This window comes from Bacillus sp. AK128 (assembly GCF_053903075.1).
Genome location: NZ_CP096379.1, coordinates 1,159,123 through 1,175,671, shown reverse-complemented (window position 1 = coordinate 1,175,671; position 16,549 = coordinate 1,159,123). Strand labels below are relative to the sequence as shown.

Sequence of the window (16,549 nt, the reverse complement as noted above, 5' to 3'; positions counted from 1 at the left end):
ATTAATTCTCCTTTCGCATCATGTTGTAAGGGAAAACCGGTCGATCAACCTTGAACTTTATAATTTGTAATGGATGCCTTGCAGCATCAAGCTCATTGCCATCTTCATCCCAAATGACATCTATTTTCTGTGTAAAATTATCAATTTCTGGACCAAAAAATTCTACTTCATCACCAGGCTTGAAGTAATTTCGTTGTTGTAACGTAACGATATTGGAATCAATATTAAAGTCAAGAACCAGTCCTGCGAAATCAAAGGTGGTTTTCTTGCTATGGTTTCCATACATTTGTTCTTTATACCCAGGTACTCCTTCATAAAAGGCAGAAGCTGTTTCGCGATTTGCGCATTTGTCTAGCTCTTTCACCCATTCTGGATCAATAACAAAATTGTCTGGATCCGCACAATAGGCATCGATTACCTTTCGATACACGCTCACAACTGTAGCTACGTAATGAATGGACTTCATTCTACCTTCAATTTTCAAGCTGTCAATTCCAATTTCAATCATTTTAGGAATCGATAAAAGTAAATTTAAGTCTTTCGGGCTCATTGCGAACGGTGAATCCTGCTCACTAAAAAGAGCCTGCTCCTGATTAGAGTCCCCTAAAGTATAAAGGTCGTAATCCCAACGACAGGATTGACAGCACCCACCACGATTAGAATCACGTGCGGTCATATGATTACTTAACGTACATCTTCCTGAATAAGCAATACACATAGCACCATGAATAAAGGTTTCAATTTCAATGTCCACCTTTGATTTCATCTCTAAGATTTCTTCATGGCTTGTCTCACGAGCTAATACTACTCTTTCCAATCCTTCTTCCTTCCAAAACTGGACAGCCTTCCAGTTAGAAAGAGATTGCTGAGTGCTTAAATGAATCTCCAGTTTCGGAGCTACTCTTTTACAGGTTTCGATAATTAGTGGATCAGCTACGATGATTCCATGCACACCTGCATCCTGTATTCCTTTTAAATAATCATCAAGCCCATCGATATTTTCATTATGAGCATAAATATTAGTGGTTACATATATTTTCGCATTATATTCTTTAGCAAAGCGAACTCCCTCTGCCATTTCTTCAAAGGAAAAATTGTCTGCATTGGAACGAAGACCGTATTCTTGTCCACCGATAAAAACAGCGTCAGCTCCGTAGCGGACAGCAATTTTTAGCTTTTCCAAGTTCCCAGCAGGTGCTAAAAGCTCAGGCTTCTTTGTAATGACACGTTTGCCATTTTTAATTTCTGAGATTTGTCCAATCGCCATATTTTCTCCTCCTTTTTTCTTTCTCAGTCATTCATAATAATATGGCTGTGTTAAACCTTGTTGTTGATTTTCGTTACAGGACACTCGCTTTCCGCGGGCGGTCTCGGGAGCCTCCTCGGCGCTCTGCGCCTGTGGGGTCTCTCTCAACACGCTTCTCCCGCAGGAGTCTCGCGTCCTTTCACTACAATCAACTCTGCTAAAAATTAAATATCTACTTTAACAGAGCCAATAATATAACCGTTGTAGCCTAGTCTTAATAAACCGTTTCTTTAAAGAAGAACCCGGTATCTAATGGTCGGTTCTGTGGTTGTTTGCTTTCAATGTCTGCTAATAAATTTTCCTTTTTTTCTTCATATTCGTCACGATTTTCTACACATAAGTCAATCGCTTGACGATATTTCCGAGTCACCTCAAGGATATATTCGGAGCTTTTTAGAATCCCATCAATTTTAAATGAATCGATACCGGCATCGATCATCTCTTCTAACTCGTCAATAATACATATATCATTTGGACTCATGATGTGAGTACCATTTGCATCTTCAAAGATTGGGTACTTATTTTCTCTCTCTTTATCATGTAAAAATAGAGTTTGATCTCCTTTAACCTTTTCAATTTCCATCGTTTTCCCTTGATATTCAAAATAATTACCAAGTAAAGAACGTTTTGACTGAAACATACAGGTCATACCATGAACCTGTACTTCTAGTTCAACCTCTGCATTCTCTTTCATTTCAACAATTGTATCCATATTAATCTCTCTTGCTAAAACGGCTCGTTTTGCACCTTTACGTCCCCAGTAGTTGCAAGTAAACCAGTTTGTAGCTGTTGTTTCGGTGTTCCAATGGAGTGGGATTGAGGGATCTACTTCTTTAGCTACCATAAGAACTGCCGGGTCTCCAAATACAATAGCATCTACATGAGACTCTTTTAGAAATGAAATATAATTTGCAAGTTCATCAACCTTGTCATTATGGAAAATCGCATTCATTGCGACATAAACTTTTTTACCCTTATTATGAGCAAGTTCAATTGTCTTCTTTACTTCATCACGAGTAAATTCACCTGCAAGTCTAAGTCCATATTGTTGTTCACCTATAATAAAAGCATCGGCTCCAGCTTCAATTAGCGGTCCAATGTCCTCTACTCTTTTAGGTGTAACTAATAATTCAGGTTTATTCATCTCTTCACCTCTTTCTCTTACTTAACGCAATACCGTCACCTATAGGCAAGATGGTTGTGTCGTATGAGGAATGCTGCATTAGCCATTCATTATAACTTTGAATTTTCTTCACGAGTGATTTAATTCGTTTATTGTCTGTACTATTTGTAGCTACTAGACCTTTAAATAACACATTATCAGAAATAATGACTCCGTTATTTCCCAAAATCTTTTCATATTTCTCAAAAAACTTTGCATATTGGCCCTTTGCCGCATCAATAAAAATAACATCAAAGGACTGCTCTAGATTTACTTCTAGTGCATCTCCTAAGATGACCTCTATGTTCTCAGCCATATTTGCCTTTTCAATATAATAAAGCGCTTTATGATAGCGCTCTTCATCACGTTCTATGGACACTACTTTAACGCCTTGAACAGCCTTTGCCATTCGAATAGAAGAATATCCGATTGCAGTACCAATCTCTAAGATTGATGTTGGCTGAATTAATCTAATAAACTGTAGTAAGGCTTCTATTCCGATTAACTCCATAATAGGTACATTATGCTTATTTGCATATTGCTCCATTTCCACTAAAATGGGCTCACGCTCTGGAATTAATGACTCTAAATAGGTTTCTAGCTCCGATGGTATCATTGACGATGCCTCCATCTCTATACAACTCGATATATTTTATCACACTCATACAGGGAATGCTAATTTTTTTATCCTTTTTCATTACAGTTATAAGCTTTGAAAAAGTTGAAAGGGAATGCGATAAACCGCATTCCCTTCTTCTTAATTACTAATATGTTTCGCTTTTTCACGATTGTGTTCATCCAGTGTCTTGGTAAAGATGACTTCGCCTTCCTTAGTTGCTAAGAAATAAAAGTAATCAGTCTCAGACGGATGTAAAGCTGCTTCAATGGACGTTTGTCCAGCATTAGCTATAGGTCCTACAGGTAACCCTTGAATCACGTAAGTATTATAAGGTGATTCGATTTCTAAATCTTTATATAGCACTCGATCTTTATGTTCTCCATGCGCATAGAGTACAGTTGGATCGGTCTGTAAAGGCATGTTCGCTTCAAGACGATTATAGAAAACACTTGAAATATCTTCGCGATCTGTTTGAGCAGTTGCTTCCTCTTCAATTAAGGATGCAAAGGTAAGTAGCTCATGAGCCGTCATTTCTTTTTCCGACATATCATCTTGATAGGTAAACAGAATGTCCTCTGTTTTGTCTAGCATTACCTCAACTACTTGCTCAATTGAAGGCTTTTCCGTATAAAATGGATAGGTAGCTGGAAATAGGTAACCTTCTAATGGATAGCGAATTTCTTCATTAAGAATTTCCTCTGTCAGAACGGATGGATACTCATCCATTAAACGAGTCAAATATTCTGGGTCATTTACTTTTGTCATAACTTCTTCTTCTGTATATCCGGTTTTTTCAGAAACAATTTTCACTATTTGTTCAAGTGTTTTGCCTTCAGGAATCGTTAGCGAGAAGACAACATCTTGAAGAATCTTACCTGTCTTTAAACTAGCAATAATTTCTTCAAACGTCATCGATTGATTTAAGACATAATCGCCTGCCATAAAGCCAGATTCATTTTTGAATTTCACAAAGTAGCGAAAAACATCTGCGTTTTTAATAATACCGTTTTCCTCTAATATGTTAGCAATTCCTCTACTGGAAGATCCTATTGGAATCGTCACATCTACAGGCTCAGTATTAGTAGGATTGACAGGCTGTAACGCTGATTCGATATATTTATAACCGAATGTAATTCCTGCAGCAAGCGAGACAAAGATCACGATGGAAGCTACTAAAACGATTCTTCTAACTAGCTTTGCTTCTTGGTGTTTTTCGATTAGCTTTTCTTTATATTGGTTTTTATTTTGATCTTGATTTGATTCAGATCCGATAGAAGACATATTTACTCCCCCTCAACGGTCCTATTATACTACAGTTTCCATATAATTCGTCAATTAAATACAAATTATTAGAAGTTTATGAAATACTCGCTTAGCTGTGATAAACCTTAACGTTATTTTCCGTTCATTTTTCAGCAAACAATATCTGTTTTGACAAAGATTTTTTTAAAAGGTTCTTTTCGCATACTTTGTTGCTTTTAGTGAGTTATATGTAAGTACCCTGTCGTTTCATTGCGCTCCAGACACTTGCTTTCCGCGGGGAGGAAGTCGAGCCTCCTCGGCTGCGCCTGCGGGGTCTCGACCTTTCCTCTACTTCCCGCAGGAGTCAAGTGTCTTCCGCTCCATTCCACTACTCATTATAAAAATTATATTTGAAAGCAACAATCTTTACGAAAAGAGCCATTCAAAAAACAAACGCACAGAGCATTCAAGCTCTGTGCGTTTGTTTTAATTTACCATAAACTGCTGTTTACTCTTCTTCCTCTTCGTCTAGAAAAGTATTTAGCATTTCTTCAATCATATCCCACTCTTCGTCAGTTTCAATTGGAGATAATTCGCCTTCTTCTGACTCTCCAGCTGTAAAGCTAGAAGCGTGGATCTCAATATCCTCTTCATCCTCATCTGCGCCTACTGGATAGTAAAGAACGTAAGATTTTTTAAACTCTTCTGATTCAAATGTAAACAAAACCTCACATAATTGTTCATTTCCATTTTCATCAATAACTGTAATTTGCTTTTCACCATGTGTCATATTACGATTCACCTCATTAGTTTTTGCTATCTAAGTAATTTTGAAGAATCACAGAAGCCGCTAACTTATCAATTACCTTTTTACGCTTTTTCCGACTTACATCAGCAGATAAAAGGATTCTTTCGGCAGCCATTGTTGATAATCGTTCATCCCATAATTGAACTGGTAGCTGAAAGGTTTCTGATAATAAATCCGCATACTCCTGACAAGCTTCTCCACGAGGACCTATTGTACCATTCATATTTTTAGGAAGTCCAACTACAACTGATTCTACTCCATACTCTTCTATTATTTCCTTTAAACGTTTAAATCCAAACTCTTTTTTTTCCTCATTTATTTGGATGGTTTCTAATCCTTGAGCTGTCCATCCCATTTCATCACTAACTGCTACTCCCACAGTCTTTGTTCCAACATCTAACCCTAATATTCTCATTCGTTACCCCATTGATGATAGATTCTCATTTTCCAACTATCTTATTTCTTATGAGTAGATAAATAAGATTTTACAAGCTCTTCAATGATTTCATCACGTTCAAGCTTTCTAATGATATTTCTTGCGTCCATATGCCTTGGGATATAGGCTGGATCACCCGATAAAAGATAGCCTACAATTTGATTAATGGGATTATACCCTTTTTCTTGAAGGGCGTCATAAACAGTAAAAAGAACATCATCCACATTCGTATCTATCTGTTCTTCTTGAAAATTAAATTTCATTGTTTTATCAAATGAGCTCATGTCTACACCTCACTCCCAAGCAAAAGCTTGTCAACATTTACCTTTATTGTACACTATCAACCATTCATAATAAAGCAAACAGTAAAAATATCTAGTATGTATGACTCTAGTTGGGAAATAGCCTCCCGACTAGAGCCTTTTGTTTTACAGAATTTATATAGATTTTACCCACTCTTCAACAAACTCTAGAGCCTCGGTTAGTTTATTTGGATCTTTACCACCTGCTTGGGCCATATCTGGACGGCCACCACCACCGCCACCACAACGGCTTGCAACTTCTTTAATCAGCTTTCCTGCATGATATCCCTTAGGAAGTAAATCTTCTGTTACACCCGCTAATAGATTCACTTTATCAGCTCCCGCAACTGCTCCTAAGATAATGACACCAGACCCTAGTTTGACCTTCAAATCATCTACCATGGAACGAAGACTATTCATATCAGTAGCATTTACCTTGCTTGCTAAAACCTTGATTCCATTTACTTCTTTTACTTGATTGATTAAGTTACCTGCCTCGATATTACCAAGCTTTGATGCTAAAGATTCATTTTCACGCTGTAATTGTTTCATCTCAAGCTGGATGGTATCAATTCGGGTTAATAGATCCTTAGGATTCGTTTTAAGCTTAGTTGCCGCTTCATTAAGAAGGGTTACTTGCTCATACATAACAGCATAAGCTGCTTGACCTGTTACAGCCTCAATTCTTCTTGTTCCTGCTCCAATTCCTGATTCTGAAACAATCTTAAAGAGCCCAATGACTGCTGTGTTTGGAACATGGCAGCCTCCACAAAGCTCTAAGCTGTAATCTCCAACCTGAACCACTCGAACCACTTCACCATACTTTTCTCCAAACAGAGCCATTGCTCCCATCTCTTTAGCCTCTTGTAAAGAGCGACTAGAGATGTCTACTTCGATGCTTTTCCAAATCTGCTGGTTAACAATTTCTTCAATCTGTTCAAGCTCTTCTGGTTTAATCTGTCCAAAATGAGAGAAGTCAAATCGGAGGCGGTCACTTGTAACTAAGGATCCCGCTTGATTTACATGACCTCCTAGAACATCTTTTAATGCTTGATGTAGCAGATGAGTTGCTGTGTGATTTTTAATGATACCCCCACGAGATTCCTCATCAATTTTTGCTTGTACCTCTGTTCCTTTATGGATGGTACCTTCTTGAACGATAACTTGATGTAGATGCTGACCATTAGGTGCCTTTTGGACATCCTTTACAAGGACTTTAACTCCATTAGCAAGGAGAAGGCCTCGGTCTGCTATTTGTCCTCCACTTTCCGCATAAAACGGAGTTGTGCTTAATACAACCTGTCCCTCTTGTCCGGTAGTAAGCTCGTTAACAAATTGCTGGTCTGCCACTAATTCTAGTACAGTTGCCATATCTTCAGGTTTATCATAACCAACAAAGCTACTTTTTACCGTGATTTCTCCAAGTACTCCACCTTGAACCTGCATGGACCCAGTTTCCTGTCTAGCCGCTCTTGCACGCTCACGCTGATTATTCATCTCAACTTCAAAGCCTTCATGATCAAGAGTCATGCCTTCTTCCTCAGCATACTCTTCCGTTAGCTCTACAGGGAAACCATACGTGTCGTATAATCTAAAGACATCAGCACCTGGAATTACTGTTTCATTCTTTTCCTTTTGGGAACGAACAACTGCTGATAAAATGGCTAACCCTTCATTCAATGTTTCAAGGAAGCGCTCTTCTTCGTTTTTAATGACCTTTTGAATAAATTCAGACTTCTCTTTTACTTCTGGATAGAAGTCCACCATTATTTCAGCTACCACTGGAACTAACTCGAACATAAATGGACGTTGAATTCCAAGCTGTTTTGAATAACGGACCGCTCTACGTAATAATCTTCTCAGTACATAACCTCTTCCTTCATTCGAAGGTAATGCACCGTCCCCAACAGCAAATGTTACCGTACGAACATGGTCCGCAATTACTTTAAATGCTACATCTAGATCTTTTGATTGACGATATTTCTGCCCTGATATAGACTCCGTTGCTTCAATAATCGGGATAAATAGGTCTGTATCAAAGTTAGTTTGAACATCCTGAATCACCGATACCATTCGCTCAAGACCCATCCCCGTATCAATATTTTTCTTCGGTAATGGAGTATAAGTCCCGTCTGGATTGTGATTAAACTCCGAAAACACTAGATTCCAAACCTCAAGATAACGTTCATTTTCTCCTCCTGGATAAAGCTCAGGATCGTTCAGATCATCCCCGTACTCCGGACCACGGTCATAGAAAAGCTCTGTATTAGGTCCACTTGGTCCCTCACCAATATCCCAGAAGTTCCCCTCAAGACGAATGACACGTTCTTTCGGTACTCCCACTTCTTCTGTCCATATTTGATAAGCCTCTTCATCCTCTGGGTGAATCGTAACTGATAGTTTCTCTGGATCAAAGCCAATCCAATCTTTGCTTGTTAAGAACTCCCATGCCCAATGAATGGACTCCTTTTTAAAATAATCACCAATTGAGAAATTTCCAAGCATCTCAAAAAATGTATGATGTCTAGCCGTTTTACCTACGTTTTCAATATCATTCGTTCGAATTGATTTTTGTGCATTACAGATACGTGGATTTTCAGGTATAACACGACCATCAAAATATTTTTTTAAGGTTGCGACCCCACTATTGATCCATAAAAGTGATGGATCTTCGTGTGGTACAAGAGAACGACTCGGCTCTACTGCATGCCCCTTTTCTTTAAAAAAGTCTAGGAATAACTGTCTAACTTGAGCTGATGATAAGTGTTTCAATGTTCTTCCTCCTCATGTAAATGAAAACTCTTTTTGCCAATAAAAAAACTCCCATCCCATGTATGAAACATACAGGGACGAGAGTTACTCGCGGTACCACCCTGATTATGATTACAAAGCGTAATCATCACTCAGTTTTCTGTAACGTAGAAAATACGGCAGGTTTTAAGTCTGCACTCTGGAATAGCATTCAGTTACTCTTCATCTAGATTTCCTTTCAGCCAAGGGAAATCCTCTCTGGTTAGATGGGCTGTAGCTTACTCGTTCCTTCATCGTTTTAATTTCAATGTATTATGCCGATTATTATAGACAATGGCTCTACCCTTTGTCAACGTTTAGTAAAATGAGCTTTTGCATGGATCAGAATAACCTTTAATATAGCAAGCATAGGTACGGCTAAAATGAGACCTGCTACACCACCTATTTCTCCACCCGCTAATAAAGCAAACATAATAAACACCGGATGCATATGCAGACTCTTACCGACAATTAATGGGGATAAAATGTTACCTTCTATAAATTGTATGGTGAAAATTAGAATAACAACGAATAGAACCATTTTACCCGATATCGTGACTGCAATTAATACCGCGGGTATTGCACCAATTATCGGTCCAAAGTAGGGAATGATATTCGTAATTCCGACGATAATTCCTAATAATAAGGGATACTTCATTCCAATTAGCCAAAATCCAAGTGTTGAGATCATCCCAATAATAAGACAAACTAATAGTTGACCTCTTATATAATTTCCCAGTGACTTATCAATATCCTTAAGAAATCGAATCCCCGATTCACGATAACGTCTTGGAGTTAAATACCATACCGTTTTTTTAATTTGGTCATAGTCTTTTAACATGTAAAAGACTATAAACGGAATGATTAAGATGATTAGAAAATAATTGATTATACTCCTTAGAATAGTGATGACATTTGCAAGAACAGATGCAATGGCTTCCTCCCCACTACTTAATGATTCTTCAACCCTAGCATGAATCCCCTCGGGTAGCTGTTCTGTTTGGTGGTGAATGGAAGCAGACCACTCTCGATACTTTTCAAATAACTCCGGCACATTATTTCCAAACTCTCTAATTTGTATAATAATTTGTGGAATCCCTTTATACAGTGCAAGAGCAATTCCTCCAAAAAATAAAATGTAAATAATGAGAATGGCAAATGGACGAGGAATATTATAGGAATGAACCTTCTCAATAAATGGATGGAGTAAATAAGTAATAAATGATGCGATCAGGAAAGGGATAAAAATCGCTAAGATCACCTGAAAAATGGGTGCCCAAAATGGCTCTAATTTTAAAAACACATAAATACATAATAAAAACAGCAAGAAAGTGAGAATTCGAATGAGCCAATCGGTATTGATTTTTTTCACAAGCATTCCCTCCCATTCTTAATGTTGAGCTGAAATGGCCCAATTATGCATGAGAGGTTAAATTGGGGATTATCCTTGTTTAAGCGTATAAATCTTGCATGTATAGAAATGGAGCGGAAAGCAAGTGCTTGAAGCGCAATGGAACGACGAATACAAAAAGAGACCCCCGAAAATCGGAGATCTCCTCAATATTAATTACCACATTTTAGAAACACGTTTACGGATCTTTCTAATAGGTCTGCTTGACATCATATCATTTTCTTGTGCCTTATGAAAAGCGTATGCTCCAAGGCCCATAGCGATTAAGGATGTTAAAGTTCTATTCATGGTGTCCTTCACTCCTCTGATTACATATTTATAATCCGATCATCTTCACCAAATAAGTCATCAAGTGAGCTCAACGTACCATCCTCTTCAACTTGATGGACGTTCATCATGCCTTTTGAAATAGATAGCTCAATAAAGCAGTTCCAGCAGTAATACTGATTTACACCTATTTTTCCGATATCCTTGCTTTTACAATTTGGGCACTGCACGTTGTAGGGGCCTCCTTATTCGTTCACGGGTTAATTTCAACTAAAACAATATCTTCACCGAACTGAAGTGGATGATTTGTTTTTATAATTTTCTTTCCTTCTGATAGATCAGCAAAGAAACCTTCCGATACTTCATACCCTAAAATAGTGCCCAAATTCTCATCAAAATATACATCCTCCACTATTCCAAGCTTTTCCCCTTCTGTTGAATAAAGGAGTCTCCCAAGTAAGCCTTGGTGATGGCAAAGATAGTGACTGGACTTTTCAATTCCGGAATGGTGTAAATCAACATCTTTAATCATGACACCATCTGTTCCAACGGATGTCACGTCATCAATTTGGATGGAACGATCGCGCTCAAAGAGGCCCTTCACATCTACAACAATCGACTTGATTAATCCATCATTAGTTAATTCTAAATCTGAAACAATTCCTATGGCTTTACCTGTTGATGATTGATAAACAGGAAGACCTTTTAACAATGTAAATGTTCGCAAAAGTACTCCCCACCTCTCCGAACATTTTTATCGTTTGTCTTAATCCATAAAGTCATACGGAGAAACGTTTACCATTGCCGCTCGCTCTGCTTCAACCGAGAGTTCTAGCTCTTCGGTAATCATTTCCTTCACAGTAGATATACCAATTACTCCCTTTACCCGTTCTGTTAACGTCGTTTGACGTTTACGGTCTTCTGTTCGTTGAATTCCTTGTAATAAGGTATCTTCCTCACCACATAAAATAAGGAACTCTTTACTTCTTGTGATCGCCGTATAAATTAAGTTTTTCCGAAGCATTCTATAATAACTTTTGACAACGGGAAAAATGACGATTGGGAACTCACTACCTTGCGATTTATGAACAGAACAGCAATAAGCATGAGTGATCTGATTCAAATCCTGTTTCTTATATGTAACCTCCGTGCCTTCAAAGGCGATTACAATGAGATCTTCTTTTTCAGTATTTTCCTTGGCGTAAAAAATAGAGACAATCTCACCCATATCCCCATTAAACACATTCTCTTCTGGCTGATTCACTAGCTGTAAAACCTTATCTCCAACCCGATAAGCCTTTTCTCCATAAATAATCTCACGCTTTTGGTCCGTTTTAGGGTTAAATAATGATTGTAGCTCTACATTTAACCGATCAATGCCAGCCGGTCCTCGATACATTGGTGCAAGCACCTGAATATCTTTTGGGGCAAACCCTTTCTTCACAGCATTGGCACATACCTTTTTGACGACATCAATCACTTGATATTGATTACATTTTAAGAAGGAACGATCTGGTTTTGGCGTGGTCATATCTTGAGGGAGTGTACCCTTTTTAATTTCATGTGCTAATTCAACAATCGTTGAATCTTCTGACTGGCGAAAAATATCAACTAGTCGAACGGTTGGAATCGTTTCTGTATCTAATAAATCCTTTAATACTTGACCAGGGCCAACTGATGGTAGCTGATCCTCATCACCTACTAAAATCACCTGAATATGAGGTGGGAGTGACTTAAACAATTGATTAGCTAACCAAATATCAACCATTGATACCTCATCGACAATCAGCAATTTACCCTCAACTGGTTTGTCCTCATCATGATCAAACCCATCCATGCCATTCCAGCCTAGAAGTCGGTGAATGGTGACAGCAGGTAACCCTGTCGACTCATTCATTCGCTTTGCTGCTCTACCTGTTGGTGCAACAAGTAAAAAAGGAAAAGCTTCGTCCTTTTTATACTCCTTTGGATCTAATGAGCAGCCATGAAGTTCAGCATACAGTTCGACAATCCCTTTGATAACCGTAGTCTTTCCGGTACCAGGTCCCCCTGTAAGTAGGAGCATCGGTGAAGAAAGAGCCTTTTGGATGGCATCCTTTTGGGAAGGTGCATATTGTACCTTTAATCTTTCCTCTAACCCACCTAAAGCTAATAAAAACTCTGATTCAGGAAAAGAATCCTCATATTCATCCTGTTCGACTATTCGTTTAATATTAGTAACCAAGCCTTTTTCAGCAAAAAATAGCGACGGAAGATAATATCGATTGTCTTCGAGTATTAGCTTTCCTTCCTCCACTAAATGATGAAGCTGTCGACTAATATCTTCTCCCGAAATCATCTCGTATTGACTAGCTTCTAATATACTCTTTACTCTTTCTGTGAGCTGGTCTTCTAAAACATAAACATGTCCTTCTTGCATACAGAATTGATCAATCACATACAAACAGGCAGCCTTTATACGCTCAGGGTGCTTTCCCGTCATCCCAATTGCTTTACCAAGCTCATCTGCTTTAGCAAAACCAATTCCCTCTACATCGGCCATAAGCTGATAAGGATTTCGTTTAATCATATCTAAGGTTTGATCACGGTATGTTTGATAGATCTTCATGGAGAGCTGCGGACCAAATCCATATTGTGATAAAGTCACCATTACTTGTTCTAAACCTTGATGCTCTAGCAAGGTTTTGGCAAGCTCATTTGCTTTTTCAGAGGTTAACTGAGGAATTCCTTTTAACACATCCGGGTTATTTAAAATCTTATTAATAGCATCCTCACCAAGAGCATCGACTATCTTTTCAGCAGTCTTTTTACCAATCCCTTTAAACAAATCACTTGATAAATAAAGAATAATTCCTTGTTCAGTCTTTGGCATTTCCTTTTGAAAATGATTCACATGATACTGAATTCCAAACTTAGGATGATCTTTAAACACACCAAAGAAGGTATAGGTCTCATGATCCTGTAAAAGAGGGAAGTATCCTGTAACAATGGCCTCTTTATCCTCATAATTTTCGTTTGTTTCTTCAATTCTAATTCGTAAAACCGTGTATAAATTTGAATCATTATGAAAGATTGTAACAATTGGATGACCTTTTATATATTTTTCAGAATCTGTCATGAGGCTCCCTCCCCTCTTCAATCATTAACTATTATTGCTCAAGCGCTTGTTCTACTAATCGTTTCCCATTTCCTGCTAGTAAGTGATCTGGTTGAATCTCAAGTGCTTTATTAAACATTTCAAGTGCCTGATTGGCATCATCTTTATGAGCATAAGCAACTCCTAAATTAAAATAAACATCAGCGTTATCGACATCTTTTTCTTTTAGGTCTTCAAATTGCTTAATTGCTTCATCTATTAACTCTAATTGAGCAAGGCATAATCCATATTGGAACTTAGCTTCCACGTCTTCTCCATTCAGTTCAACAGCGCGTTGCAGATAAGGCAGTGCATGCTTAAATAACTCTTGCTGTAGATAGGTAATCCCCAACATGAAAAAGACATCAGCATTTTCTAATCCCTTTTCGATTGCCATTGAAAAATAATGAGTAGCATTCGTGTATTCTTCCATTTCAAAATAAACCGCACCTACACTGTAGTAGGCTGTTCCTAATGTATCATCAATTTCGATTGCTCTTTTGTAAAAGGAAAGCGCCTTGTCTATTTCACCAACTGCAGCCAATAGATTACCAAAATTTACGTTCCCAATTGCATCATTTGGATTTTCTTCAAGTGCCTCTGTAAACACTTTCGCTGCTTCCTCAAGCTTTCCTTCCTGCATATATTGAATTCCTAATTTATTTTTATCTGTCATCATCCATCTTCCTTCCCTGATTAATTATTATTAATTCCTATTCAAGCAAGAAGACCTCAACCAATGAGGCTGAGGCTTCTATACATACCAAAGTTCCTTTTCATTTCTAAATATATCATTAATGGTACCTCCGCCCAAACACTCCTCATCTTGATAAAACACAACAGCCTGACCAGGAGTTACCGCACGAACCGGTTGATCAAAAACAATTCTTACATTATTTTCGTCCACATAGTGTACCGTTACACCATGATCCTCTTGGCGGTATCTAAACTTAGCCGTACACTTTAATTCAGTGCCAAAAGGAGTATCTGAAACCCAACTAATGTTTGTGGCCGTAATTTCATCTGAATATAATAGTTCATTATGAAAGCCTTGCTCCACGTATAGAATATTTTGTTCAAGGTTTTTCCCAACTACAAACCATGGATCTCCGCTACCACCAATTCCTAAGCCTTGGCGTTGTCCAATTGTATAGTACATAAGTCCATCATGTTTTCCCTTTACTTCACCAGAGAGAGTTTGCATGCTTCCTGGTTGAGCCGGGAGGTATTGACTTAAGAACTCCTTAAAGTTACGTTCTCCAATAAAACAGATTCCCGTGCTGTCCTTTTTAGATGCCGTTGCTAATCCTGCTTTTACGGCTATTTCTCGGACCTCAGGCTTTGGTAAATCTCCTAAAGGAAACATAACCTTTGAAAGCTGTGCTTGTCCCAATTGATTTAAAAAATAAGTTTGATCTTTATTTTGATCAAAGGCACGCAGCATTTTATATTCACCATCTTGGAAAGCTACCTTTGCGTAATGACCTGTTGCTAAATAATCTGCACCTAATTCTAGAGCATGCTCAAGAAAGGCTTTAAACTTTATTTCTTTGTTACACATGACATCAGGGTTTGGTGTTCTTCCACCTTTATATTCATCTAAGAAATAGGTAAACACCTTTTCCCAATATTGCTTTTCAAAATTAACGGCGTAATAAGGGATACCAATTTGATTACATACCTTGATTACATCATTATAATCCTCGGTAGCTGTACAAACTCCGAATTCATCCGTGTCGTCCCAGTTTTTCATAAAGATTCCAATTACATCATACCCCTGCTCCTTTAAAAGAAGGGCAGCCACACTAGAATCCACTCCACCGGACATCCCGATTACTACCCGAGTTTCACTTGGGGATTTCGTTGTTGTCATGTTTGTCACCTCCTACCTAATCGTTCAACAATTTTCACTGTTTCATCAGCTACTAATTGGATTTGTTCTTTAGTGTTTCCTAAGCCGAAGCTAAATCGGATTGATGTTTTTCCACGGTCTGATTCTTTTCCATACATAGCAACCAGAACATGAGAAGGATCAATAGACCCTGCTGTACATGCCGAACCACTCGAGGCAGCAATTCCTGCTAAATCCAAATTAACAAGAAAAGATTCTACATTTATTCCCGGGAAATGAATATTAAGAATATGAGGTAAACAATTCTCCTGATTCCCGTTAATTGCAAATGCAATCCCACTAGTCTTGAATGTTTCAACTATAATATCCTTATACTCAAGATAGCTACTCTTTCGTTTTTCCATCTCCTGTTGAGAGAGCTTGATTGCATGCATAAGTCCTAGAATCGCAGGGACATTTTCAGTACCCGCTCGACGTTTTCGTTCTTGTTCACCACCATGAGTGACCGAAGCAAGCTTTGTTCCATCTTTTACATATAAAAATCCAATTCCCCTTGGTCCATTAATCTTATGTCCTGATATAGATAGAGCATCTACCTTTAAGCTCGTTACAGAAACCGGAATGGCTCCAAGGGCTTGAACTGCATCTGTATGTAAATAGGCCCCATGACCTTCTAACAAGGATCCTATTTGTTCAATCGGTTGAATGGCACCTACCTCGTTATTACCGAGCATGATCGTAACAAGGATGGTATCCTCACGCAATGCTTCTTCTACATCTCCCACTTTTACAATCCCATCTTCACCTACAGGAAGATAGGTAACATCAAAGCCTTGCTGTTCCAAGTATTGGCATGTATGTAAAACAGCATGATGCTCAATCGAGGTTGTAATGATATGTGATCCTTTATCTTTATTAGCCATTGCAATTCCGATAATGGCTAGATTATCAGCCTCTGTTCCCCCACTTGTAAAAATAATCTCACTTTCTTTTGCACCAATTGATTTTGCAATAGCTTCTCTTGCTTCATCAAGTGCATGTCGACTTTTCCGTCCAAAGGAGTGAATACTCGATGGATTTCCAAATGTAGTAGTCATAAATGCGTGCATTTCATCAGCTACAACTGGATGAATGGGGGAGGTTGCCGCATGGTCTACATAAATATGCTCTTTCATTTGCTTCACTCCTTTCCTATGTTGTATTATCAACTATTGTTTC

The 16,549-nt window shown here is 38.2% G+C and carries 16 protein-coding genes and 1 other annotated feature; all 16 genes read right to left on the bottom strand.

The genetic code is table 11. The features are described from left to right. Window position 1: 1 nt before the first annotated feature. The 16 genes from M1D60_RS05540 to M1D60_RS05465 all read right to left on the bottom strand — a co-directional run bounded on the left by M1D60_RS05540 (window position 2) and on the right by M1D60_RS05465 (window position 16,506). Window positions 2–1,267, bottom strand: coding sequence for a peptidase U32 family protein (locus tag M1D60_RS05540; protein ID WP_456278184.1), 1,266 nt, complete (start codon window positions 1,265–1,267; stop codon window positions 2–4). A gap of 253 nt (window positions 1,268–1,520) precedes the next feature. Further along, on the bottom strand, window positions 1,521–2,450 hold the full coding sequence (locus M1D60_RS05535) for a peptidase U32 family protein (protein ID WP_456278183.1): 930 nt from the start codon (window positions 2,448–2,450) through the stop codon (window positions 1,521–1,523). 4 nt (window positions 2,451–2,454) lie between these two features. Next, the gene (locus M1D60_RS05530) at window positions 2,455–3,084 is read right to left on the bottom strand and encodes an O-methyltransferase (RefSeq protein WP_456278182.1); all 630 of its coding nucleotides are present in this window, start codon (window positions 3,082–3,084) and stop codon (window positions 2,455–2,457) included. 141 nt (window positions 3,085–3,225) lie between these two features. Further along, window positions 3,226–4,368: an endolytic transglycosylase MltG gene (gene mltG, locus M1D60_RS05525; protein ID WP_456278181.1), complete on the bottom strand. Its 1,143-nt coding sequence runs from the start codon at window positions 4,366–4,368 to the stop codon at window positions 3,226–3,228. A gap of 469 nt (window positions 4,369–4,837) precedes the next feature. Further along, a complete protein-coding gene (locus M1D60_RS05520) occupies window positions 4,838–5,119 on the bottom strand; it encodes a DUF1292 domain-containing protein (RefSeq protein ID WP_456278180.1) in 282 nt (93 codons plus the stop codon). Between the two features lie 16 nt (window positions 5,120–5,135). Then, window positions 5,136–5,552 (bottom strand): Holliday junction resolvase RuvX, encoded by a 417-nt coding sequence (gene ruvX, locus M1D60_RS05515; protein ID WP_456278179.1) that lies wholly within the window; start codon window positions 5,550–5,552, stop codon window positions 5,136–5,138. Between the two features lie 41 nt (window positions 5,553–5,593). Next, window positions 5,594–5,857 carry an IreB family regulatory phosphoprotein gene (locus tag M1D60_RS05510; protein WP_456278178.1) on the bottom strand — a complete coding sequence of 88 codons (264 nt, stop codon included), beginning with the start codon at window positions 5,855–5,857 and terminating at the stop codon, window positions 5,594–5,596. 153 nt (window positions 5,858–6,010) lie between these two features. Next, window positions 6,011–8,647 carry an alanine--tRNA ligase gene (alaS, locus tag M1D60_RS05505; protein ID WP_456278177.1) on the bottom strand — a complete coding sequence of 879 codons (2,637 nt, stop codon included), beginning with the start codon at window positions 8,645–8,647 and terminating at the stop codon, window positions 6,011–6,013. Between the two features lie 70 nt (window positions 8,648–8,717). After that, window positions 8,718–8,929: a binding site (T-box leader), on the bottom strand. Between the two features lie 46 nt (window positions 8,930–8,975). Next, window positions 8,976–10,037: an AI-2E family transporter gene (locus tag M1D60_RS05500; protein ID WP_456278176.1), complete on the bottom strand. Its 1,062-nt coding sequence runs from the start codon at window positions 10,035–10,037 to the stop codon at window positions 8,976–8,978. A gap of 195 nt (window positions 10,038–10,232) precedes the next feature. Continuing rightward, complete coding sequence (locus tag M1D60_RS05495) at window positions 10,233–10,364, bottom strand: YrzQ family protein (protein ID WP_456278175.1); 132 nt, start codon at window positions 10,362–10,364, stop codon at window positions 10,233–10,235. 20 nt (window positions 10,365–10,384) lie between these two features. Beyond that, window positions 10,385–10,573, bottom strand: a complete 189-nt coding sequence (locus M1D60_RS05490; protein WP_456278174.1) for a hypothetical protein — start codon at window positions 10,571–10,573, stop codon at window positions 10,385–10,387. Window positions 10,574–10,596: 23 nt separating this feature from the next. After that, the gene (locus M1D60_RS05485) at window positions 10,597–11,070 is read right to left on the bottom strand and encodes a PRC-barrel domain-containing protein (protein ID WP_456278173.1); all 474 of its coding nucleotides are present in this window, start codon (window positions 11,068–11,070) and stop codon (window positions 10,597–10,599) included. Between the two features lie 39 nt (window positions 11,071–11,109). After that, a complete protein-coding gene (gene recD2 / locus M1D60_RS05480; RefSeq protein WP_456278172.1) occupies window positions 11,110–13,461 on the bottom strand; it encodes an SF1B family DNA helicase RecD2 in 2,352 nt (783 codons plus the stop codon). 31 nt (window positions 13,462–13,492) lie between these two features. Next, window positions 13,493–14,155 (bottom strand): tetratricopeptide repeat protein, encoded by a 663-nt coding sequence (locus M1D60_RS05475; RefSeq protein ID WP_456279356.1) that lies wholly within the window; start codon window positions 14,153–14,155, stop codon window positions 13,493–13,495. A 78-nt stretch (window positions 14,156–14,233) separates the two neighbouring features. Next, window positions 14,234–15,352 (bottom strand): tRNA 2-thiouridine(34) synthase MnmA, encoded by a 1,119-nt coding sequence (mnmA, locus tag M1D60_RS05470; RefSeq protein WP_456278171.1) that lies wholly within the window; start codon window positions 15,350–15,352, stop codon window positions 14,234–14,236. Between the two features lie 5 nt (window positions 15,353–15,357). Next, window positions 15,358–16,506, bottom strand: a complete 1,149-nt coding sequence (locus M1D60_RS05465) for a cysteine desulfurase family protein (protein WP_456278170.1) — start codon at window positions 16,504–16,506, stop codon at window positions 15,358–15,360. Between the last annotated feature and the right edge of the window lie 43 nt (window positions 16,507–16,549).